The sequence below is a fragment of the Arthrobacter sp. JZ12 genome, assembly GCF_035189165.1.
In the GTDB taxonomy this organism is placed as follows: domain Bacteria; phylum Actinomycetota; class Actinomycetes; order Actinomycetales; family Micrococcaceae; genus Arthrobacter_D.
Window position 1 is genome coordinate 2,243,248 of sequence record NZ_CP045246.1, and the last position, 22,750, is coordinate 2,265,997.

Below are 22,750 nucleotides of genomic sequence, written 5' to 3' on the forward strand. Positions count from 1 at the left end.
ATGTTTTCACAAAGCTCACGGGTCGTAAGGAGAAGTGATCAGCATGGATTGGCGTAGCCGCGCTGCCTGTCTGGACAAGGATCCGGAACTGTTCTTTCCGGTGGGCAATACAGGACCTGCCCTGCTTCAGATCGAAGAGGCGAAAAGTGTTTGCCGCCGATGCCAGGTCATCGATACCTGCCTTCAGTGGGCAATCGAGTCAGGGCAGGATGCCGGTGTATGGGGCGGGCTGAGCGAGGATGAGCGGCGCGCTCTCAAGCGCCGGGCCGCTCGCGCACGGCGGGCTTCCTGACTTAGACGGGTCAAGCAGAAAGGGGAGGACATTGAATGTCCTCCCCTTTCTGCTTGCTCGGCATTGCTTTACCGCCGCTATGAAGCACCGCCAGACACCTCGGGAGCGCGTCGAGCGCCCCTGATGCCCATCTCGATGGTGACAACCGTTCCTCCGCCATCACGCGGCTTCCACTCGATCGTGCCCCCGAGCTCACTCATCACCAGGGTTCGCACGATCTGCAGCCCCAGGCCTTCGGTGTAGTCACCCTCGGGAATCCCCGCGCCGTCGTCCGCCACTGACACGGTGAGCACTTCCCCATCGCTACCGACACTTCGGTCCGCTGTCAGCCAGACCGTACCCGGCCGGTCTGCCAACCCGTGTTCGACGGCGTTGGTCACCAGTTCATTGATCACAAGTGCCAGCGGGGTTGCGAAGTCACTGGGCAGTTCACCGAACTCACCGGAACGCTCCGTTCGTACCGTCCGGTTGGGCGAGGCTACTTCGGCCGAGAGCCGGAACTGACGCGCAATCAGTTCGTCGAAGTCAACGCTCTGAGAGAGACCCTGCGACAGTGTTTCGTGAACGAGTGCGATGGTCGCTACCCTGCGCATTGCCTGTTCGAGGCCCTGCTTGGCTTCGTCGCTGACCATTCGGCGCGACTGCATGCGCAGTAGCGCAGCGACCGTCTGCAGGTTGTTTTTCACACGGTGGTGAATCTCGCGGATGGTCGCGTCTTTCGACACCAACTCCATCTCGCGACGCCTCAACTCCGAAACGTCCCGGCACAGCACCAGGGCTCCGAAGCGCTCTTTTTCGTCCCGCAGTGGAATGGCACGCAGGGACAGGCTCACGCCGCGGGACTCAATTTCCGTGCGCCAGGGCATCTTGCCCGTCAGCACCAGCGGCAGAGTCTCATCCACCATCCGGCGGTCCTTGAGCAGCGAGGTGACTATCTCCGCCAGCGGGCGCCCTTCCAGGGTCTCGACGTCGCCAAGCCGGCGGAAGGCCGATACGCCATTCGGACTCGCATACTGGACAACGCCGTCGACATCGAGCCTGATGAGACCGTCACCCACACGAGGTGCGCCGCGCCGTGAGCCGGTCGGTGTGGCGAAATCCGGCCAGAGCCCCAGTGTGGCCATGCGCAGCAGGTCGTAGGCGCACTGCCGGTAGGTCAACTCAAGCCTGGACGGCATCCTCGAACTGGACAGATCCATGTGGGACGTCACGACGGCGAGGGTGCGCCCATTGCGCACCATGGGCACGGCTTCCACGCGCATCGCCATCTCGGACGTCCAGCTCGTCTCACTTGAACGCTCTATCTGCCGGCTCTCCCACGCCTTGTCCACGAGAGGCTGCAGGTCGGCCCGTATCCGCTCGCCGACGAAGTCGCTGTGGAATACGGTGTGCGAGGTGGAGGGGCGGACGTGAGCGAGGGCGACGTAACCGCCGTCGTGCAACGGGAACCACAGTGCCAGGTCGGCGAACGCCAGGTCAGCCACCATCTGCCAGTCACCGACCAGAAGGTGGAGCCATTCAGCGTCCCCCGGGGCGAAGCCGGCGTGATCCCGGATCGGATCGGTGAAAATTGCCACGTGAACCCTTTCTTACTGCCGCACAATCGAGCGCAACAGACGTAGTGCAACGGAAAGGGACGCCATATCGTCCCGCTCCAGCTGGTTCACCTCGGCGAACATTTTTCTTGCCCGGTCCAGGTGTTCAGCATTGAGATTTTCCCATTCCTGAAGCCTGACCGACGCATCCGATGTTCCCAGATGGGACGAACTGTTCATAACCGACACTGTCATTTCCGCAACCGTGGAGTAGAGGTCGTCCCGCAATGCAGCGCGGGCCAAAGCCTGCCATCTGTCCTCACGCGGTAACGAGGTGATGCGTTCCAGCAGGTTATCGATGTCGAAACGGTCGTAGATTGCGAAGTAGACCTGTGCAATCCGTTCGACCGGCTCGTCCACGCGGCGGGAGATCAGAGCGACATCAAGCAGGCCGAATGACTCGAACTGCTCAGCCCAGTGCTGGGCGATCGAGTTCGGCAGGCCCCACTCCTCCGCTTGGTCGAACCACCTGCGGATGCGGTCGAGGTCACCACCGCGCACATAGTTGACGAGTCGGGTGCGCAATGGATCGATCAGCGGTTTGAACGCGGCAACGTCCTCAGCGATGGTGGTCTCGCCTCCGACATGGTTGACAAACCACCGGACTGCCCGATCGAGGAGCCTGCGCACGTCAAGATGCACTATTGTCCAGGGCTCCGTGGGGAAGCTTGCGGGAAGTTCGGCGAGCGCGTCCGTGATGCGGTCAAGTTCGTAGATCTCCCTGAGCGCCACGAACGCACGCGCCACCACCGCTTCGCTAACGGACGTTTCCTCCATCACCCGGAACGCGAACGTGATCCCGCCCATGTTGATCATGTCATTCGCGATGACGGTGGCGATGATCTGCCGGCGCAGAGGGTGAGTGTCCAGGTCGTCGTCGAACCGCTCCACCACCTGTCGGGGGAAGTAGCTCCTGAGCGTTCCCTTGAACCACGGGTCGTCAGCGAGATCACTCTTGGTGAGTGCTTTGGTCAGCTCGATCTTTGCGTAAGCCGCAAGGACCGACAGTTCAGGGGAGGTTAGCCCCTGTCCCTGCTCGACCCGGGCCCGGAGTTCCTGGTTGGTGGGAAGCGCCTCGAGTTCGCGGTTCAGGTCAGCATGAACCTCAAGCCAGTCCATAAGCCGCTCGAAGCTGGCGCTCCATTCGACCACGCGCTGCCGGTCATTGAGCAGCAGCACGTTCTGGTCAATGTTGTCCTGCAGGACAAGCTCCGCCACCTCATCGGTCATGGAATGGAGGAAAGCCGTCCGTTCCTCAGCGGACAATCTTCCGGTGCGGACCATGCGGTCGACGAAGATCTTGATGTTGACCTCGTGATCGGAACAGTCCACGCCCGCGGAATTGTCGATCGCGTCCGTGTTCAGGATGACGCCGTTGAGTGCAGCTTCGATGCGGCCGCGCTGGGTCATCCCAAGATTTCCGCCCTCACCCACCACTCGAGCGCGCAACTGGTTGCCGTCGACGCGGATCGCGTCATTGGCTTTGTCCCCCACATCGCCATGAGATTCGGTGGATGCTTTCACGTAAGTACCGATACCGCCGTTGTAGAGCAGATCTACAGGAGCAGTCAGGATTGCACGCAGCAGCTCCGGCGGGCTCATGTTGGTTACGGTGCTCTCCAGACCGAGGACAGCGCGCACCTGGCTGCTGACCGGAATGGACTTCACGTGGCGCGGGTAGACTCCGCCGCCCTCGCTGATGAGCTCGGCGTCATAGTCCTCCCAGCTTGAACGGGGCAATTCGAATAGCCTCTTCCGCTCGATCCATGACGCAGCCGGATCCGGATTCGGATCGAGGAAGATGTGGCGATGATCGAAGGCGGCCACCAGCTTGATATGGCGGGAGAGCAACATCCCGTTGCCAAAGACATCACCGCTCATGTCACCGACGCCGGCGACGGTGAAGTCCTCGGTCTGGGTGTCGACGCCGAACTCGCTGAAGTGCCGCTTGACGGATTCCCAGGCGCCGCGGGCGGTGATACCCATAGCTTTGTGGTCGTACCCAACCGAGCCTCCGGAAGCGAACGCATCGCCCAACCAGAACCCGTACTCAGCGGACAGTTCGTTGGCGATGTCGGAGAAGGATGCTGTTCCCTTGTCCGCTGCAACCACCAGGTAGCTGTCGTCACCGTCGTGTCGCACCACCTGGTCCGGCGGGATAACCTCTTCGCCTTGGGCGGTAGTGGCCAGGTTGTCGGTGATGTCCAGAAGACCCCTGATGAACGTTCGATAGCTGGCTTGGCCCTCAGCCATCCACGCCGCCCGGTCAGAGCCAGGGTCCGGCAACTGCTTTGCGTAGAAGCCGCCCTTGGCGCCGGTTGGAACAATGACGGCGTTTTTGACGGTCTGCGCCTTTACGAGACCGAGGATTTCGGTTCGGAAATCTTCGCGCCGGTCGGACCATCGCAATCCACCGCGCGCAACTTGTCCGAATCGCAGATGGACCCCCTCGACCCGGGGCGAGTACACCCAGATCTCGTATTTCGGACGCGGGTAGGGCGCTCCCTCGATCGCTGACGTGTTCAGCTTGAAGCTGACGTGGGCCTTCTCCTGGAAGTAGTTGGTTCGAAGGGTTGCCTCGATGAGGTTTGCGAAGGTACGAAGGACGCGGTCCGCGTCCAGGGTTGGCACCTTTTCCAGGTCCGCTCTGAGGCGTTCCCGCACCTCACCCATCAGGCTTTCGCGCTCCGACCCAGGCACTCTCGGATCGAACCGCGTTTCAAAGAGGGCGATGAGGGATCGGGTCACGTCCGGATTGAGCAGCAGCGTGTCGCTGATGAAGCCGTACGAGTTTGTATTGCCCATCTGGCGCATGTACTTGGCGTAGGCGCGCAGAATTACGACCTGCCGCCAGCGAAGATTCTCACGGAGCACCAGCCTGTCGAACGAATCAGACTCGCTGCGGTTCACCATCGCTGCCGCGAAGGCCTCTTCCAGGAGTTCTCCTGTGCCTGCAGGATCGATCCCCTGCGGATACCTCAGCCCGAGGTCGTACAGGAAAAATTCCCTGCCGTCGCCGCGCCGGATCTCAAAGGGACGCTCATCGAGGACCTCGAGTCCCAGATTATGCAGGAACGGCAGGATCTGGCTCAGGCTCTTCGGCTCAGTGAGATAGAGCTTGAGTCGCGCGTCCTCTTCGAGGCGATCCCCTACTCCAGTAGGTGTATAGACGTGCATGATCGGGCTCGGGGTGCCCGACTCGTCGTAAATAGAGAAACGTTCAATATCCTCAAGCGCGTCTTCCACCTCGTAGTCGACGCGATAGGCGGCAGGAAATGCTTCCGCCCACAGTTCCGAGAATCGCTCGGCCTCCGCGCGGCTGAACCTGGTGCGGGCTACCTCGTCGATTCCCTCCGACCACGATCGCGCGGCCATGACAAGCCGCTTTTCCAGTTCAGCAACCTTGACCTGTGCTATCTCAAGTCCCTGCGGAAGCCGGATGCGAAAGAACAGACGTGCGAGGGCCGACTCGCTCATCCGCGCCTCATAATCGATCGACTCCGCATTGAAGGTCCGGCGCAGTTCCTCTTCGATGCGCAAGCGAACGCTTGTCGTGTAACGGTCCCTCGGCAGGTAGACGAGAGCCGACATGAACCGGCCGTAAGTGTCAGGACGAAGGAAAAGCCGGGTCCGGCGTCGTTCCTGAAGCCGAAGGATCCCCATTGCCGTGGCAACGAGGTCATCGACGTCGATCTGAAATAGTTCGTCCCTCGGATACGTTTCGAGGATGGACAGCAGGTCCTTGCCTGAGTGGGAATCAGAGGGGAAACCGCAGCGCCGGAGAACCTCATTGACTTTATCCCGCACAATGGGCACGCTCCGGACGGAACCCGTGTATGCGCTGGTTGCAAAGAGACCGATGAAGCGGCGCTCACCGCAGACGTTCCCCTGCGCATCAAACTGCTTGATACCGATGTAGTCGAGATATGCTGCGCGGTGCACCGTTGAACGTGAGTTCGCCTTGGTGATGACCAGGACCCGCTTCTCCCGTGCCTTGGCCTGGCCGGCCTGCGTCAGGTGCTGCACCTGCCGCCTATCGACACCAGGGAACCGCAGCAGCCCAAGGCCGCTGTCACTGCGAACGCGCAGGACGTCCTCGCCGTCTTCAGTCTCGAGGTCGTATTCCTTGTAGCCGAGGAAGGTGAAGTTTCCGTCATCAAGCCAGGCGAGAAGTTCGCGTGCCTGCTGCAGGTCGGGAATTTCGGCGGCGGCAGGCAGGGCTTCAAGAGTGCGGCAGATCTCCCGCACTTTGCCGCGCATCTCGCTCCAGTCGTCGACGGCAGCCCTCACGTCGGTCAGCACACGCTGGAGACCTTCAATCACCTTCCCACGGCGGTCCTCCCCCGTGATGCGTCCGACCTCGACGGAGATCCAGGACTCCACGTGCGCGCTGATGTCGCTTTCGGCCGCGAGGTCGGCGAGCTTGGGAAGGGCGGCTGTGTCTCCGCTCGACGAACCGGCGGAGGAAGGGACACGGCGAAGCCGGATCAGCTCATGGCTCGATCGGGAACGCACCGCCACGAAGGTGGGGTGCACCACGAGCCGGATAGCCGCCTGTTGCCGGACCAACTCCGCGGTCACTGAATCGACGAGGAACGGCATATCGTCGGTGACTATCATGACGACGCTCGCGTCATCCTGGTCGAAAATCCCAACCACCGCTTCGCCGGCAGGACGTACCCGTGCAAGCGCGCGGTGCTCCTGGGCACGATCCGCTAGTGCTGCGGGGGAATAAGCGGCGGAATCCTCTTCGGCCAGATGCTGGAAATAGTGCTGGACGAACTCGGTGAGTGAAGTGTCTGGGCTGGATTGTTCCGTGGTGCTGGATCCAGACGACATGAAACGCCTCCATAACGAGATGAAAGGCCGCTCCCTTGCGGCCCCCTTACTGTGAGAGCCTAACGCCGCTACCGGGAAACTTCATTTCCTTGTGGGTAGGTCCAGAAGACGTGCGCCGTCGTTGTTCAAGCGGCCCACCAGCCAACTGCATCAGAGCAAGACGAAGCGGCGACGTCGGGGCACTTTCGAGGAGGGTCTGTCCCTTGAGAAGAGCGCCATCTGCGGCATCGAAATCAGCAGGCAGGAATGCTCCGATAGCAGCCTGCGGTCCGAAACGCTCCCAGGCTTCCCGAAGCTGTCGTTCTGGGGAGCGGCCCACGGAGGAAGCCCGAACCTTGTTCAGAACAACACGCGGAGCCACGGACGGCACGGCATCCTCCAGTTCGGCGATTCCTCGCACGAGGCGCGGTACGCCTACGGAATCGGCGGAGCCAACGGCATATACCTCATCTGCCAATTCCAGGCAACGAAGGGTGGCACCGTTGCGCCGCGGTGCAAGGGTGTCGAAGCTGAGTTCCTCATCCGCTTCCAGGCCGAACCCGCAATCAACGATGACCGCATCGAACACCGAGAGTGCCATGCCAAGCACGAGCCCCAGGGCAGCCGGCCTCACCTCCGCCCAGCGGTCGGGACGCGTAATCCCGGTCAGTACATGGAGCACTTGGCCTTTTAGTGGTATCTCCGAGCACAGGCGGAGAAGAGCGTCAGCGTTCAACGAGCCCTGATCGGCAACACGACAGGCCTGCGCTATGCCCGCTGACTCATCGAGCAGTCCCAGGAAGGCAGCAACACTGGCTCCATACGTATCGGCATCGATCAGTAGAACGCGGGAACCATCAGCGGCAAGTTCGGCCGCCAGGTTCACAGCGATTATCGTCCGACCGGGGGCACCGGTGGGACCCCAGATAACGGACAGGGTGCCCTGACCGTCGGGTTCAGGCAGATCGTCGGGCTCGGCGCTCCGGGGAGCAAGGGACTGGGATGGGTCGGCCAGCGCTGTCCTCAACGCACTTGTTCCCCGCAACTCAAGATCGGTCACTGCCGCGGCGAGTTCATCGGACAAAACCTCGGAGTGAACCGCTGTCGGGACGCACCGTACGTCGAGGACACGGAGCTTTTCCTGTGTATCCGAATCATCTGTCAAGGCAACGACTGCCACCTCGGCGGCGTGGAGCCGTTCCAGGAGCGAGGACGTGAGCTCGACGGCGTCCGCGGCTATGACTGCAGCGCGGGCGATGCCTGTCTGGCAGGCGGCCAGTAGTTCAGCAAATTCGTCGCACCGACGGACCACCGTGACCGGACCGCGCAGCCGCTCCAGAGCGGGAACACAGTCACTTGCCGAACGGCCCAGGGTGACCACCGGGATGCTCATCGCATACCCGCATTGACTACGACGGCGATCCTTGCGTCGTTGGATAGCGCATCGAGCAGCGACGGCATCGTTTCATCATCCACCAACACGAAGACGCGTGCTGACTGCGTGGCGGCAAGCGCTGAATCTTCCTCGACGTAGTCGAAAATTTCTGCCCCCTCGAGTAGCAGGACCGGCTCTCCATACTCGTTGCCCTCGCCTCGGGGGGACACCCATACATCTACTCGATCACCTGTAGATGTCCCTGCAGGGAGTGGCGCCTCGACTGAAAGGCCAACAGGCTTTCGGTCCAACGCATCAGGTGAACCGATACTTGAGTCCGGCACCAGCTCGCCTGCTGCGATCATGCGTTGTGCGACCGCTTCATCCGGTAACCCTGCGGCGACGGTGCGGTAGGTACCCTCCAGCTCACCGAGCCGAACCGGGACGATTCGAAAATGCTCAGGAGTCAATTCTGTGCCTACCGGAAGGTCCTCCCGCGCAGCATAGACGTCTGTAGTCCTGTCCACGCTATTGACCAGCGCCAGAACGCCTGCCACGGAGATACAGACCAGCAGAAGTCCGATGAGAAGCCGGGGATCCTTCCAGGACGGCTTGCGCAACCGCAGTGGCGTCGTCGCGCCCGTCATGCTTTCGAACTTGAGACTCATTTTTTGCTATACCCCCAACAGCGGCACTGGGTGGCCGATCCAGCCACCCGCACACATTCTCTTGTACAGCTTCGGCAAATGAAAACCTTCCGGGGCAATTGGCCGCAAACTGTGGATAAGGGCGATCAAACGGGGTTATTGGTGACAAGATAGACTCAACGGTTTGTTGCACGGGCGAGAGGAAGGCGACTTTTCGTGGCACAGAAACGGTTCATGACACTCGCCGATGTCGGAGAAGTGCTCAACATCTCGTCCTCGCAGACGTACGCGCTTGTGCGCTCGGGGGAACTACCGGCAATCCAGGTGGGTGGCCGCGGCCAGTGGCGTGTCGAGACGCAGGCCCTCGAGGACTACATTGCCCGCGCCTACGAGAAAACTGCAGCCAGCGTCAGGGAAGGTCTACACGCCGAGTAGTCAGTGCCTCTCCTCTACCAGAGGCGAAAGCTTCCACCTCCGGCGCCCAAGGACAACCTCATCGCGTCGAAATCGCCGCAATGCTTCGAAACGGCACAGCAAAAACGGAACTCACTCCAGTTCGTCTCCGCTGCTCCCCCGGCAGCACCTCGGCCAACTCCACGAAATCCTTTCCGACGCGGTCGATGACTCCCTCTACACGCAATTCGCTGCCAACCCGGTGCAGAGTGACAGGAGCGCGGTCCCGCGACAGCGTACGCAGTGCCGACGACAGACCCAGAGCTTGCTGAAGGCGCGACGCTTCAAGCGCTACGGTCCTGCCTAGTCCCTCCACAAGCTGAACAGCGTGGATGGGCACGATTACCTCTTCCGCCGCTGAGCTCAAAACAAGCCACTCAGAACCGACGTGGGTAAGTTCCCCTGTGAACACCCGCCCGTTCGAAACAGCGACTTTCAACACCAGCCCGATCTGCCCTCGCATCCGATCAACCAGCCCTAGGGTTGCCTGCTCGCTTCGGAATCGATCTGCGACCTCACTCTCGAGCGCAGCCTGCTCAGCTGCCTCGAATTGAGCTTCGACGTCATCAAAGAGGGACTTCCAGCGCATCAGTTCAGCCTAAGTGCGAGAACCGCCTGCAGCAACCAGTAGACATCGAGTGCGCTTCAAGGTAGACAAGGAGCAGCAAAGTTAATCAAACGGCATCAAACTGCATCAGGCGGGTTGAAAGTGAAAAAAGGCTATCCCGAGACAGCGTTAGCGCTTTGCGTACTCTTGCTCGGCTGTGTGTTGGCGCTGACCGGCGCTTATCTGCTTGCAACCGAGAGACCGTCGGCACTGAACTTGCAGTTTCTGGTCGGGCTTGGTGTTACGGGCTTCGGTCTCCTCGTGATCGCATGGTGGATTGCGACGCTCTGCCTCGCGGTTGCTGCGGAGGCTCTGGCAAGAAGCGGCTCATGGCGAACCGCCCAACGCGTCGGCGCCCTGTCTCCTGCCTTCATGCGTCGGACGGTGTGCGTCGCTCTGGGTGCGCAACTCGTTGCAATTCCATCCGCTCACGCTGATGGTCCTCGCCATAGCCACACCCTGGAACTTGTCCAAGCCCGCTTTGAATCTGGAATTGCTCCGTCACCTAGCCCGCTCTGGCAGACAACTGAGGAAACGCAAGCTGCCGGACCCTCCTGGCGTCCCTCCAGGCTGCCGTCAGACGGAAGCTTGCTGATCGGCAACGTCAAAGCAGAACGGGCAGGCGATCGTCACCAGCGCTCGGAAGTGACAGTGACTCCCGGCGATTCTCTCTGGTCAATTGCATCCCGGTGGATCGGCCCAGGCGGAACCGACGCTGATGTGGCCGAAGCTTGGCCGCACTGGTACGCAGCGAACAAACACATCATCGGAGAGCATCCTGATCTCCTATGCCCCGGACAGGTACTTCAACCACCTGCCGCCCAACAGTGAAAGAGGTATTAACATGAGCGCACTGACCCATCTGCCGGCGCCCGTCGGCCCTGCTCACCCCGCAGGACCTGCGACTCCACCTCGACCGGTCCTCGTTCGGCCTTCGACTTCTACTGGAGACATTGAGGACCTTGAAGCGCGGTTTGAGCCCCGTCCCATACCTGCCCCAAGTCCGGTACCGGAGGTACCGGATGAGCTCGAGTCGATTGCCCGGAAGGTGGCCCGCGGCGCGCTGGAGGTACTCGGTGGAACCAGGCCCCTGCAACAGATGTCCAGGCTTCTTGACGCCCGGAGCTACGAGCGGCTGCAACTACGATCCAACCTCGTCAGAAGCATCGAACTGTCGCAGAACGCGTTGCCGACCGGAACGGCCATGCAGGGCGGCGCAGTCAGACTGCATCGCAACGTCATGATCAGGAGCGTTCGCATCTGCCCCATTACCCCAGTCGTTTTCGAGGCGTCCGTAGTAGCCGCCGAGCAGAAACGCGTCCGCGCTCTCGCGCTACGGATAGAGCGATGGCGTGGGCAGTGGCGCGTCACCGAACTTCAGATTGGCTGATCCGCCCGGCCTGCCTCGTCTACTACCACTACCGACAACTACTACTACCGACGACGACGCTTCGCTGCCGCGCGCTGATCCGCGCGCCCGCCCTTCGCGGCCTCGTCCGAGTCACTGCGACGACGCTCAACCCTCGTCTCGACGCCGCCCTGCGCATTGGGTGCCGTGAATGCCAGACTCGCCGGACGCGCGGGTTCCTCGAGTCCCGCAGCCTTGATCGTTGGAGTACCAACTACTCCCCGTGCGTCAGTAACGCCAGGCAGGGTGCTCTGCTGGGCGGGAGCGACCTCTACTTCGAGGTTGAAGATGTAGCCGATGCTCTCTTCCCGGATGGCCTCCATCATCGCCTGAAAGAGCACAAACCCTTCCCGCTGGTACTCAACGAGCGGGTCGCGCTGAGCCATTGCGCGCAGACCGATTCCCTCCTTGAGGTAGTCCATCTCGTAAAGGTGCTCCTGCCATTTGCGGCCGATCACCGACAAGACAACGCGCCGTTCAAGCTCCCGCATTGTCTTCTCGCCCAGGGCTTCCTCGCGCTGCTTATACGCAACCTTCGCGTCCGAGAGAATTTCGGAGTAAAGGAAATCACGGGTGACCTTGGACTTGCCGCCTGCTTCCTCAACCACCTCGTCGATGGTGAGGCTGATGGGGTAGAGCGTCTTGAGGTTGGTCCACAGCTGTTCGTAGTCCCAGTCGTCCCCGTGACCCTGCGACGTAGCTTCGTCAACCATCGCGGTCACTACATCCTCGAGGAAATGCTCGACCTTTTCGTGGAGGTCGTCGCCCTCCAGAATCCGGCGGCGATCGCTGTAGATAGCTTCGCGCTGCCGGTTGAGGACGTCGTCGTACTTCAGGACGTTCTTTCGCTGCTCCGCGTTGCGGCTCTCTACCTGTCCCTGGGCACTCTCAATAGCCTTTGAGACCATCTTTGACTCCAGCGCGACGTCGTCGGGCATGGAGGAACTGTTCATGATGCGCTCGGCCGCACCCGAATTGAACAACCGCATCAGATCGTCGGTCAGCGACAGGTAAAAGCGGGAAGCGCCTGGATCGCCCTGGCGCCCGGATCGTCCGCGCAGCTGGTTGTCGATACGGCGTGATTCGTGCCGTTCGGTTCCGAGGACGTACAAGCCGCCCAGGTTGCGTACTTCCTCCTGCTGCGCCTCCACCGCTTCCTTCGCGGCGGCAAGCTCATGAGGCCATTGCGCTTCGTATTCTTCGGGGTTTTCCGCCGGATGCAGCCCCTTCTTTTCCATGGCGGCCACGGCGTCGAACTCGGCGTTTCCGCCCAGCATGATGTCGGTACCGCGTCCTGCCATGTTGGTTGCTACCGTGACGGCGCCCTTGCGGCCGGCCTGGGCCACGATAGCCGCTTCACGAGCGTGGTTCTTCGCGTTTAGCACCTCATGCCGGATGCCTGCCTTTGCCAACTGCTTCGACAGGTACTCGCTCTTCTCCACCGAGGTGGTGCCGACAAGTACAGGCTGGCCCTTTTCGTGACGCTCAGCGATGTCCTTGACCACAGCCTCGAACTTCGCCACTTCGTTCTTGTAGATGAGGTCTGAGCGGTCTTCCCTGATCATCGGGCGGTTGGTCGGGATGGGAACCACCCCGAGCTTGTACGTGCTCATGAACTCTGCCGCTTCGGTCTCAGCTGTGCCGGTCATGCCCGACAGCTTGTCGTAGAGACGGAAGTAGTTCTGCAGAGTGACGGTTGCCAGGGTCTGGTTCTCCGCCTTGATCTCGACGCCTTCCTTGGCCTCGATCGCCTGGTGCATACCTTCGTTGTAGCGCCTGCCCGCGAGGATGCGGCCGGTGTGCTCGTCGACGATCATGACCTCGCCGTTCAGGACCACGTAGTCCTTGTCCCTCTTGAACAGCTCCTTGGCCTTGATTGCGTTGTTGAGGAAACCGATCAACGGCGTATTCGCCGACTCGTACAGATTGTGGATGCCAAGGTAATCCTCGACCTTCTCGATGCCGCTCTCGAGCACGCCGACGGTTCGTTTCTTCTCGTCGACCTCGTAATCGGTCTCGCGTGCCAGCCGTGTGACCACCTTGGAGAATTCCGTGTACCACCGGTTGACGTCGCCGGAGGCCTGCCCGGAGATGATGAGCGGGGTTCGGGCCTCGTCAATGAGGATCGAGTCGACTTCGTCGACGATAGCGAAGTTGTGACCGCGCTGGACCAGTTCGGAAGCGCTCCACGCCATGTTGTCGCGCAGGTAGTCAAACCCGAACTCGTTATTCGTGCCGTAGGTGATGTCAGCGGCATACTGGGCGCGGCGAGTGGCAGGATCCTGCTTTGAAAGGATGCATCCGCAGCTGAGTCCCAGGAAGCGGAAGACCCTGCCCATCAGATCGGACTGGTACTCCGCCAGATAGTCGTTAGTGGTAACGACGTGGACGCCCTTGCCTGTCAGCGCATTGAGGTAGGCCGGCGCTGTTGCGACCAGGGTCTTTCCTTCGCCTGTCTTCATTTCGGCGATATTCCCGAGGTGAAGAGCGGCACCGCCCATGAGCTGAACGTCGAAATGGCGGAGGCCGAGGGTGCGGCCGGCCGCTTCCCGGACTGCGGCGAACGCCTCGGGCAGCAGCGCGTCCAGTGACTCTCCGTCCTGGTAGCGCTGCTTGAGCTTGTCGGTTTCACCCCGCAGCTCCTCATCGCTAAGGCCGCGGAACTCGTCTTCGAGGACGTTGATGGCGTCGGCGTAGTTGCGGAGTTGTTTCAGTGTCTTCTTATCGCCGGTACGAAGGACTCGTTCAAGAAGTGATGGCACTGGTGTTTGCTCCCAATCTCGGTACGCCGCTTTCTGGCGTTGTCAGTCTACGTGAGAGACGCGCCGTCTCCCGATTTAGTTCCCAGCCGTACTCTCGCGCTAGTGCTGTGGCGAGGGGCTGCGCAAGCCCTCCTCGCGGCTGGACGACAACGTGGTCCAGACCCAGCCATCCGGCCATTAGCACAAGCTCCTCCGCGAGCTCGACGGCGGTGTCAGCCGGCGCGCAATCCTCGGCGTACGCGCCACGCACCATCAATCGTCCCTGGACACGGTCTGCCTTCAGATCCACTCGGGCAACCATGCGGTCACGCAGCAGGAACGGGAGCACGTAGTACCCGTACTTCCGCTTCTCGGCGGGAGTGTAGATCTCGATCCTGTAGTGGAAGTCGAATAAGGAGTGCAGCCGCTGGCGCTCGAACACGAGCGAATCGAATGGACTGAGCAAGGCACGCCCCGCAGCCGCACGCGGAAGCACGGATCCGGCATAACGATAGGCGGGCTGCTTCCAGTGCTCAACCGAAACCGGCACTAACGTTCCCCGCTGTACCAGCGTCTGAATTGCAAAAGCTGCTGCCTTGACCGGGATCCTGAAGTAGTCCGCCAGGCAACGGGTCGTCCCGATCCCAAGCGCGGCCGCGGAGCGCTCGGTCAGGAACAGGTATGCCTCCGCAGGCGGCACTTCCCGGCCTGCCAGTGACGGGTCAGGCATCACTTTCCTGGTCAGCGCATAGCGGCGTTCGAACTGCGCCGTCCGACCCGCGGACGAGATCAGCCCGTGCTGGAACAGGTCCTCGAGGACGCGCTTCACCGAACTCCAGTTCCAGCCCCACTGCTCCGTGCTTCGTTCTTCCTCATGACCGAGCTGGTCCTGAACCTGCCCTGCCGTGAGCGGTCTGCTGGATTCGAGCAGATTAAGAATCCTGTGCGCCAGCGATTCCTTGACATCGACGGGCAGGGAGGATGCGCTCGCCCACCGGCGACGCTGGACAGCCACCAGGTAGGGGAACAGTTCCGGAAGAACAAAGCTTGCTTCGTGCGCCCAGTACTCCACCAAGCGACGCGGTGACTTCCCGGAGAACCTGTCAAGCAGCGTCCCGTCGTAGGAGCCGAGCCGGGCGAAAAGGGGCAGGTAGTGACTCCTCGAGAGGACATTCACAGAATCGATCTGGAGAAGCTGCAACCGCGCAAGGGTGCGGCCCATCTCCCGCGTTGTCACGCCGTTGATGGGCCGCACCCTTGCCAAACCCTGTGCTTCCAGCGCGATTCGACGCGCCTGCGGAAGCGTCAGGATTGAGCTCATTTCCTGATCATAGGCTCCGGTCTGCCATATCAGGCGGAGGCAGACTCCCGCGCACGGTAGGCGACGACTTCCTCATGTGGGTCTTCCGGCGCCTCAGCGCACTTGGAGTCGAGCGTGATTACGCCGTACGTCCAGGCCTGACGGCGATAAACAACAGAGGGCGCGCCGGTCTGGGAGTCGACGAAGAGGTAGAAGTCGTGTCCTACAAGCTCCATGTTGTCAACGGCGTCATCAAGGCTCATCGGGGTTCCCGAGAAGACCTTGCGCCGAATCAGGACGGGTGAGTCACCCGCTGGAATATGTTCTTGCGGTTCATAACCGCTCTGTTCCGCGGATTCCGGTGCGGCATTTCCTGTGTCGTTGGAAGATTCCGCGTAGATTGGCTGACTGGTGCTTGCAGGTTCCAGGGCAGCTGTCGCTTCCCGGACCGCGACGGGGGTATGCCGCCCATGGTGAACCTTGCGGCGGTCCCTGGCCCTGCGCAGCCTCTCCAGAAGCTTGCTGTAAGCCAGGTCAAATGCTGCGAACTTATCCGCAGCGGATGCTTCGGCCCGGATTACCGGACCCCTTCCGAGAACCGTGAGTTCGACAGTGAGCGCGCTGTCTGCCTGACGGGCGTTCGGCTCCTTGGTAACCTTCGCGTCAAGCCGCTGGACCTTGTCCCCCAGTTGTTCGATTTTGTCGATCCTCTCTTCCGCGTACTCCCGGAAGCGGTCAGAAACTGCCAGGTTTCGGCCGTTGATCATGAATTCCATAGTGCCCTCCAAAATCGCTCAGGTGACACAACAGCGGCCGAGGATTTGCTCCTTCCAGCCGCTGTCGATGGGTAACTGTCTTCGTTGTGATACCCATACTTCACGGTAGTTCACCAAATGTTTGAAATCACCCCTACTCATCGGTTTTTTTGTTCCGGTGCGCTGAGAGCTGACAACACGCCGCTCAAGGGGTGCTGTTTGCTCCCTGCGGTGCAGGAGTGGCCGCAAGCACGACGGCGCCCGCTACCTTGGCGCCCATGCCCCGCAGCACTCGAGTCGTCTCGGCGATGGTTGCCCCGGTGGTCAGAACGTCATCGACGACGAGGCAGTGCCGGCCCCTGACAGCTCGGCGGAGGGGCTGAACGGCCTCCATACTTCCCCTTACGTTCCTGCGACGCCCCCGCTTGCCCAGTGCCTTCTGGCCGGACCCGCCCGTACCCCGCAGCGCGGGCAGTACCGGACTGGATCGTTGTCGGACTGCGGGAGCCACGAAAGTTCCGGCAGGAAGTTCGTTGCGCCGTTCCAATCCGCCAAGCAGCACGGCCAACGGGTCGTAGCCCCGGCGTCGCACTGACGCTCCGCGCGACGGAACGGGAACGAGCAGAACTTCGGCGGAGGCAGGACAGAGCGACCAGCGGGCATCATGCAGGGCGCCGGCCATGGCGGCCTGCAGCCACCGCGCCAGGTCGGTATGTCCGTGATTCTTGAAGGCCAGCACCGCTGATGCGAGGGCCTTCGCGTATCTTCCGGCAGCGACGACTGGAAGTGGTGAGAACGACTGCGGTTTGGCGGGGGGCGCGCCAACTGCAGGAAGCTCCGAGGAAGGGAGACCTTCCGCCCCTGACTCCGCCCGGAACGGACGAACTGTCGCCCGCCTGAGCGAGGCCGCACACCGATCGCAAAGGGAAACGTCCGGAAACTCACACACCACGCACTCAGTGGGAACTACAAGCGACAGGAACTCGCGAAGAGCTTCGCTGACCTTGCGCCAATGCACATTCAGCCGTGCCCGGTCAAGAAACTTCCGTAATCGGGCCCATGTCATGGGCCCCACGCTCCCACATCGGTGTTCCGGTTGGGAGGCATTCCGGGGATCTGTGGATGACTGGCTGGGCTTATCCGGCGAAGGCAGGATCGATCGCGGCCACTCCCTGATTCCCCCAGGTGTTGCCGACCACCGCAAAGATGTTGTTGCCGCTTTGGGCATAGATATTCGAACGCCCGGTTCCCGCGCTGAGATGCTGCAGGCCATCAAGCGGCTGCAACTCTTCAGGATCAGCGGCGAAGGGAATCACAATGGCGGTAACCGGCTCTTCGGTGGAGGTGTTGGCCACGACGACAGAGGTTTCAGACACCCATTTCGCTGTGTTGATAGGCCCCGGAGCATTGAGTGAGATAGGTTCTCCCAAAGTCTGAGGAACTCCGTCCTCATTTCGACTGACACCTGACAGCAGAAGCTGACTCTGTCCGGACTGTTGCGCAACTATCAGGGCGCGCGCACCGTCCCGGGAAATCCTGATCTCGCTAATCGTGCGGCTGCCCAACCATGGCGCCTGCACATCGACTGCATTGTCGCTGCTTCCACCCGGAGGAACCGCCCGCACATATGACCGTTCATTGGATGTGCCGGCTGTCCAGATCCAGTTCGCTGGGTCATAACTTGGAGCAGTAAGGCCGGCGCCCGTCGTCAACGTCCGGACGGCTTGACCCGCCCCGGTCGCCAGTAATTGGGTCCGAGCCCGGTTGAGGAACGCGAAGTTCTGTCCGTCATACGACATGGCCGGGTCTCGGGGACGAAGGTGGGAGACGGACGGGACATCGTCAGCCGGAGTCAGCTGGCCGCCCTCGAAGAAGGCCAATTCGTTCTCGCTGATGACGATCTGCCGACTGGGTACCGCCGGATTCAGGCCTGCGGAAACCAGGTCGGGATCCTCATCAAAGGAAAGCTGCCCTGCGCGCACCTCGACCGAGTTCACGGTGTTCAGACCGGTGAGGGTAGCCCGCAACTGCTGTTTCATCTGCTGGCGCTGAAGGTCATCGGTTCCAGCAAGAATCTCAGCCGTGAAATCCACGGTAGCCGTACCCGACTCGATGGGAACTGATTCAACGGCGAGCGCAGCGTTCTCCGGAAATGCGCTGGTCACCGCCCCCTGCAGGTAGGCGGCCGGACCGGCGATGAGTGACTGGACGATATTGGCTGCAATGCCCTGCCGATTCACGAACCACCGGACATCCGGGACCCAGTAACGGTAGCCGCTGCTGTAGAAGTACAGCTCGTGAGACTGAAGCAGGTTCTCAGCATCCGTGGCTGAAATCATGATCCCGTTCGGGATGTCGGCTACGCGCCACTCCCCCTGCACCTGCTCCAGTCGCACGGTATGGGACTCAGTAGTGCCTGGACCGACGTTGCGCCGCACCCCAGAGCCGTCGACGTAACCTGCGACTTCCATCTGCAGCTGTAGCTCCCCCTCGGTGGGGGTCGAACTGATCTTGAAATCCGAACGGTAGATTGTGATTTCCTCCTCCGGCTCCCAAGTCTGGGCCAGAGCAGGGGTCAGATAACTGCGCGCGACGCCGTAGTCATCTGAAACGCCGATACCGGCAACAAGGAATCCTTCGAGAATCCCGCTTGGGCTCGCACCTTGGGGAGGCGGCGGCGGGTTGTTGACGAAGCGGGCGCCGGCTCCGGCGTCGGCTGTCACCTCAATTGTCCCTACGGGTCCGGCCGTCGGTATGGAGGAGCACGCGCCGAGCGTGCAGATCAGCAAGACGGCGAGAGTCCCCCGAACAAGCGCACTTTTCACAGTCATCGGTCACCTCCAGTGGCACCATGCAGTGTCGGCACTGCATCAGGCGAGGAGCTATTGCTGACCGGGCCCGCCGGGAGCGCCGCCTGCCGCGGCGGTAACGGCAGCGGTGACATCTTGAGCACGGTGTCCCGGCGTTTGGGCAGCGTAAGTCTGAAGCACGAACCCTCACCCAACGCGCCCCACGCCTGAAGCCATGCGCCGTGCAGGCGGGCGTCCTCGGTCGCGATCGACAATCCGAGGCCGCTGCCTCCCGTGGTCCGTGCCCGGGCGGGATCGGCGCGCCAGAACCGGTCGAACACGCGGGCAGCGTCGACGGCAGTCATGCCGATGCCGTAGTCGCGGACGGCCACGGCGACTGCATCGGGGCTTGAGGCTATGTAGATATTGATCGGCCGGCCCTCGCCGTGCTCCAGTGCATTGACCACGAGGTTACGGAGGATGCGGTCAATTCGGCGCGGATCGACGTCGACAATGCACTTTGACTCGTTCGAGATGATGCTGATCTCGGATTTGTGGCTCTCCGCCAGGGGCCGGGCGCCGTCGATCACGTGCTGAACGAGTTGGAAGATGTCCGTGGGCTCAGCATCCAGCACGGCGGCGCCGGCGTCGAACCGGGAGATCTCGAGCAGGTCCGCGAGAAGCGACTGGAACCGTTCGACCTGGTTGTACAGAATCTCGGCCGACCTCCGGTTCACGGGATCGAATTGTTCACGGGCCTCATGCAGCACCTCAGCCGCCATCCGAACCGTTGTCAGCGGCGTCCTCAATTCATGCGAAACGTCAGACACAAAGCGCTGCTGCATCTGGGACAGCTGTGCCAACTGGGTGATCTGATCCTGAAGGCTGGCTGCCATATGGTTGAAGGACGCACCAAGTCTCGCTACCTCATCCTCGCCCTGAGTCTCCATGCGCTCCTGCAGTTGCCCGGCCGCCAGCTTCTCTGAGACAAGGGCGGCATGGCTGACCGGCCCCACGATGCTTCGTGTGACCAGCCAGACGATAGCCCCGATCGTCACGAGCAGGAGCGTGCCTCCAATCCAGATGACGCCGTGGATGTAGTCGAGTGTGGCCTGCATGGATGAGAGGTCATACAGGAGGTAAAGGGCATATTCCGTCTGCTCGGGCGGAAGCGTGACCTTGGTGCCGAATGCGATCCCGGGCACGTCGAACTCTGTACCGGAGGCCGACGTGGCCAGGGTGATGGGAGCCCAGTACTGATCATCCCCCTGCCGCACCGCCTCAATCAGTTTCTCAGGGATTGTGGAAGATTCCGTCCGGTCCGGACTCGCGAACGGTGACACAAAGATGGGGGTCTGCTGATCCGGGACGCTATTGAGGATGAACTGGCGTGGGGCATCGGCTGCGCCGCCTTCAAGACTTGGCAGGGTGTCGCGGACCAGCTGGGCGGTGGACTCACGATCCGTCACAGAGGTCTGCGCAAAAATCTGCTTTACCTCGCTGAGCCCGGCGCTCGCCTCAGCCTTGAACTGGTCGAGCCTCTCCTGGTAGAGGCCGTTGGCAATCTGGCTCGAGAGAAATGCTCCGACGGCGATGAGCGCCACAGCGGTGAGCACGAGGGTGGACGTGACAGTACGGAACAGCAGCGATCGGCGCCATTGCCGCGCAGTCTGCCTGGTGATGGATCGAATCCATCTCAATCCCTTCGCGGCCAGAACCGAAGCCGCACGCAGGGACTGGCCTGCCCGCCCACTCAAATTACGCTTGCCCTGCCTTATAACCAACGCCTCGAACTGTCAGTACGATCTCCGGAGCCTCCGGGTCACGCTCAATCTTGGACCTCAACCGCTGCACATGGACATTAACGAGTCGGGTGTCGGCTGCGTGCCGGTAGCCCCACACCTGTTCCAACAGCAATTCCCGCGTAAACACCTGCCAGGGCTTCCGCGCCAGTGCCACCAGCAGGTCGAATTCAAGCGGCGTCAGTGAAATCGGCTCCCCCGCGCGGGTGACCGAGTGCCCGGCGACGTCGATACTCACTTCCCCGATGCGCAGGGTCTCCGGCGCCTTCTGCTCCCCAGGACGCAGGCGTGCCCGGACCCGGGCAACCAGTTCCGCCGGCTTGAAGGGCTTCGGCACGTAGTCGTCAGCTCCCGATTCCAGGCCGCGAACGACGTCGGAGGTGTCCGACTTCGCGGTCAGCATGACGATCGGAAGGTCCGATTCGTTGCGAATCTGGCGACACACCTCGATTCCGTCAATCCCGGGAAGCATCAGATCCAACAAAACCAGATCCGGCTTGGTGGCCCTGAAGACGTCGAGTGCCTGCGCCCCGTCCGCGCAGAACACCGGATCGAACCCGTCATTACGCAGGACAATGCCGATCATCTCGGCCAGTGCTTCGTCGTCGTCTATGACCAGGATCCGTGCCTTCATGACTCCATGTTCTCCCATCGCCCCAACAATGTCGCATTGCCGCGCGCCCCTTAGCGGGCGGGCATGCCTTTGTCATCCTAGAGGACGATTTGCGGCCTAACCGCAGCGGGAAGAATGGAAGGCAGCACAGCCCGCGGAGCCGATGTGTGTCCACACGGTGCGCTCGTGCAAGGCCAACGGTCAGCGGCGGTCACTATAGTTCTAGTTAAGTCAGCAACACGTGATGAGGGGATCAGGCATGAGCGGGAACTACCCGGGCGAGGACTCGGAGAACCGGCCGTGGCAGCCCCCTTCCGATGCTCCTTTCGATCCTTCGCAGCCGGGGCAACAGCAGCAATGGGGAGCCCCATCCACCCAGCCCCAGTCTCAGCCTCAGCAACAGCCGCAATGGGGGCAACAGCGACCCGGGCCCTGGCCTCCCAATCCCCACATGCCGCCTGCTCAGGCTGGAATTGGCTGGCCATCGACTGGCCCGGTCCCCTACGGCTACCAGGCTCCGCCGAAGCCTGGAATCATTCCTCTGCGTCCGCTGGGTCTGGGCGAGATACTCGACGGCGCTTTCCAGGCCTGTCGGCGCAATCCGCTGTCCACCTTCGGAATCGCGATCCTCTTTCAGGTGGTCATTGCGGTCATCACGGTCCTGCTCACCTTCGGGCTCACAGGAACGCTGGCGAACCTGGACCCGGTGACGGCCTCCGCCAGCCAGGTCACAGGCCTCGTAGCTTCAGCGCTCTCGGTCGGCTCCGTCCTCGTCCTGCTGACCTCGGCCGGAGTGCTTATCCTGCAGGGTGTCCTCATCATTCCCATTGCGCGGGCGGTGCTGAACGAGCGCACCGGGTTCGCTCAACTGTGGAAGTTGGCCTGGGGGCGCATCCTTCCCCTGATCGGACTGGGGTTGATCCTCGTCCTGCTCTGGACTGTGTCCGTTGTTGTGCTGGTACTGATCTTTGTCGGGCTTTCGCTTGCCTTTGAGGAAGCGGCCATCGCCATAGTGATCGTGGGCATCCTGCTGGCCATCGTGGCCGCGGTCTGGCTGAACATCAAGTGGGTGATGGCGCCGGCTGCGCTCATGCTGGAGGGTGTCGGGCCGATCACCGCCCTGCGTCGGTCCTGGACCCTGACCACGCGCAACTGGTGGCGAACCTTCGGCATCCTCGTTCTGACCGCAATCATCGTTTCGATCATCACGCAAGTGGTCACCGCCCCGTTATCCTTCATCGTTTTCGGATTCGGTTCCTTCACCACGGACCCAGCCTCCGCCGAGACCGCCCTGCTGGAATCGCTTCCCGTTCTGCTCATCACGCAGGCTGTCACTGCGGTGTTCACGGCGATCGGATTCGCCTTCCAGGCGGGAGTCACCGCGCTTCTCTACGTGGATCTGCGTATCCGGCGGGAAGGATTCGACATCGTACTGCTTCGGGAGAACGAGGCCAGGACACAGGGAAGGGCTACCTCCATCCCCGGGCGGTCCGCTGGTGGAACTTTCGGGCATCCGGGAGACCGGGGTCCTTCCAACCAGCCGGGAACCTGACAC

General features: G+C 61.7%; 16 protein-coding genes. 4 read left to right on the top strand and 12 right to left on the bottom strand.

Annotated elements, in window-relative coordinates:
• Nucleotides 1–43: 43 nt before the first annotated feature.
• On the top strand, nt 44–292 hold the full coding sequence (locus tag GC088_RS10305) for a WhiB family transcriptional regulator (RefSeq protein WP_056549944.1): 249 nt from the start codon (nt 44–46) through the stop codon (nt 290–292).
• A gap of 77 nt (nt 293–369) precedes the next feature.
• Here the strand turns inward: GC088_RS10305 and GC088_RS10310 are convergent, their stop codons facing one another.
• The 4 genes from GC088_RS10310 to GC088_RS10325 are packed head-to-tail and all read right to left on the bottom strand — an operon-like array spanning nt 370 to nt 8,748.
• Complete coding sequence (locus GC088_RS10310; protein ID WP_323958922.1) at nt 370–1,869, bottom strand: sensor histidine kinase; 1,500 nt, start codon at nt 1,867–1,869, stop codon at nt 370–372.
• A 12-nt stretch (nt 1,870–1,881) separates the two neighbouring features.
• A complete protein-coding gene (locus GC088_RS10315) occupies nt 1,882–6,726 on the bottom strand; it encodes an NAD-glutamate dehydrogenase (RefSeq protein ID WP_323958923.1) in 4,845 nt (1,614 codons plus the stop codon).
• A gap of 46 nt (nt 6,727–6,772) precedes the next feature.
• Nucleotides 6,773–8,098 (bottom strand): CpaE/TadZ family protein, encoded by a 1,326-nt coding sequence (locus GC088_RS10320; RefSeq protein WP_323958924.1) that lies wholly within the window; start codon nt 8,096–8,098, stop codon nt 6,773–6,775.
• The gene (locus GC088_RS10325) at nt 8,095–8,748 is read right to left on the bottom strand and encodes a CpaB family protein (protein ID WP_323958925.1); all 654 of its coding nucleotides are present in this window, start codon (nt 8,746–8,748) and stop codon (nt 8,095–8,097) included. The genes GC088_RS10320 and GC088_RS10325 overlap by 4 nt, the downstream gene beginning before the upstream one ends.
• A gap of 195 nt (nt 8,749–8,943) precedes the next feature.
• Between GC088_RS10325 and GC088_RS10330 the strand changes: the two genes are divergently transcribed.
• Entirely contained in the window at nt 8,944–9,162 is a 219-nt protein-coding gene (locus GC088_RS10330; RefSeq protein ID WP_323958926.1) for a helix-turn-helix domain-containing protein, read from the top strand.
• 58 nt (nt 9,163–9,220) lie between these two features.
• Here the strand turns inward: GC088_RS10330 and GC088_RS10335 are convergent, their stop codons facing one another.
• Nucleotides 9,221–9,769: a hypothetical protein gene (locus GC088_RS10335; RefSeq protein ID WP_323958927.1), complete on the bottom strand. Its 549-nt coding sequence runs from the start codon at nt 9,767–9,769 to the stop codon at nt 9,221–9,223.
• Between the two features lie 862 nt (nt 9,770–10,631).
• Between GC088_RS10335 and GC088_RS10340 the strand changes: the two genes are divergently transcribed.
• Complete coding sequence (locus tag GC088_RS10340; protein ID WP_323958928.1) at nt 10,632–11,177, top strand: Rv3235 family protein; 546 nt, start codon at nt 10,632–10,634, stop codon at nt 11,175–11,177.
• 44 nt (nt 11,178–11,221) lie between these two features.
• Here GC088_RS10340 and secA read toward each other — a convergent pair whose 3' ends face one another.
• The 7 genes from secA to mtrA form a co-directional block, all read right to left on the bottom strand.
• Nucleotides 11,222–13,957 carry a preprotein translocase subunit SecA gene (gene secA / locus GC088_RS10345; RefSeq protein ID WP_323958929.1) on the bottom strand — a complete coding sequence of 912 codons (2,736 nt, stop codon included), beginning with the start codon at nt 13,955–13,957 and terminating at the stop codon, nt 11,222–11,224.
• Nucleotides 13,941–15,257, bottom strand: coding sequence for a winged helix-turn-helix domain-containing protein (locus tag GC088_RS10350; protein WP_323958930.1), 1,317 nt, complete (start codon nt 15,255–15,257; stop codon nt 13,941–13,943). Before GC088_RS10350 ends, secA begins: the two co-directional genes overlap by 17 nt.
• 29 nt (nt 15,258–15,286) lie before the next feature.
• A complete protein-coding gene (gene hpf / locus GC088_RS10355) occupies nt 15,287–16,012 on the bottom strand; it encodes a ribosome hibernation-promoting factor, HPF/YfiA family (protein WP_323958931.1) in 726 nt (241 codons plus the stop codon).
• Nucleotides 16,013–16,196: 184 nt separating this feature from the next.
• Complete coding sequence (locus GC088_RS10360) at nt 16,197–16,730, bottom strand: ComF family protein (protein WP_323958932.1); 534 nt, start codon at nt 16,728–16,730, stop codon at nt 16,197–16,199.
• A gap of 397 nt (nt 16,731–17,127) precedes the next feature.
• Nucleotides 17,128–18,822: an LpqB family beta-propeller domain-containing protein gene (locus GC088_RS10365; RefSeq protein WP_323958933.1), complete on the bottom strand. Its 1,695-nt coding sequence runs from the start codon at nt 18,820–18,822 to the stop codon at nt 17,128–17,130.
• Nucleotides 18,819–20,537 carry an MtrAB system histidine kinase MtrB gene (gene mtrB, locus GC088_RS10370; protein ID WP_416377458.1) on the bottom strand — a complete coding sequence of 573 codons (1,719 nt, stop codon included), beginning with the start codon at nt 20,535–20,537 and terminating at the stop codon, nt 18,819–18,821. The genes GC088_RS10365 and mtrB overlap by 4 nt, the downstream gene beginning before the upstream one ends.
• 1 nt (nt 20,538) lies before the next feature.
• Complete coding sequence (mtrA, locus tag GC088_RS10375) at nt 20,539–21,216, bottom strand: MtrAB system response regulator MtrA (protein ID WP_323958934.1); 678 nt, start codon at nt 21,214–21,216, stop codon at nt 20,539–20,541.
• Nucleotides 21,217–21,646: 430 nt separating this feature from the next.
• On the opposite strand from mtrA, the gene GC088_RS10380 reads away from it, so the two are divergent.
• Complete coding sequence (locus GC088_RS10380) at nt 21,647–22,747, top strand: DUF7847 domain-containing protein (RefSeq protein ID WP_323958935.1); 1,101 nt, start codon at nt 21,647–21,649, stop codon at nt 22,745–22,747.
• Nucleotides 22,748–22,750: the final 3 nt, after the last annotated feature.

Coding starts and splice junctions, on each gene's coding strand:
- GC088_RS10305 (WP_056549944.1), top strand. CDS start 44: ATGGATTGGCGTAGCCGCGCTGCCTGTCTGGACAAGGATCCGGAACTG.
- GC088_RS10315 (WP_323958923.1), bottom strand. CDS start 6,726: ATGTCGTCTGGATCCAGCACCACGGAACAATCCAGCCCAGACACTTCA.
- GC088_RS10320 (WP_323958924.1), bottom strand. CDS start 8,098: ATGAGCATCCCGGTGGTCACCCTGGGCCGTTCGGCAAGTGACTGTGTT.
- GC088_RS10325 (WP_323958925.1), bottom strand. CDS start 8,748: ATGAGTCTCAAGTTCGAAAGCATGACGGGCGCGACGACGCCACTGCGG.
- GC088_RS10335 (WP_323958927.1), bottom strand. CDS start 9,769: ATGCGCTGGAAGTCCCTCTTTGATGACGTCGAAGCTCAATTCGAGGCA.
- GC088_RS10340 (WP_323958928.1), top strand. CDS start 10,632: ATGAGCGCACTGACCCATCTGCCGGCGCCCGTCGGCCCTGCTCACCCC.
- GC088_RS10350 (WP_323958930.1), bottom strand. CDS start 15,257: ATGAGCTCAATCCTGACGCTTCCGCAGGCGCGTCGAATCGCGCTGGAA.
- hpf (WP_323958931.1), bottom strand. CDS start 16,012: ATGGAATTCATGATCAACGGCCGAAACCTGGCAGTTTCTGACCGCTTC.
- GC088_RS10365 (WP_323958933.1), bottom strand. CDS start 18,822: ATGACTGTGAAAAGTGCGCTTGTTCGGGGGACTCTCGCCGTCTTGCTG.
- mtrA (WP_323958934.1), bottom strand. CDS start 21,216: ATGAAGGCACGGATCCTGGTCATAGACGACGACGAAGCACTGGCCGAG.
- GC088_RS10380 (WP_323958935.1), top strand. CDS start 21,647: ATGCCGCCTGCTCAGGCTGGAATTGGCTGGCCATCGACTGGCCCGGTC.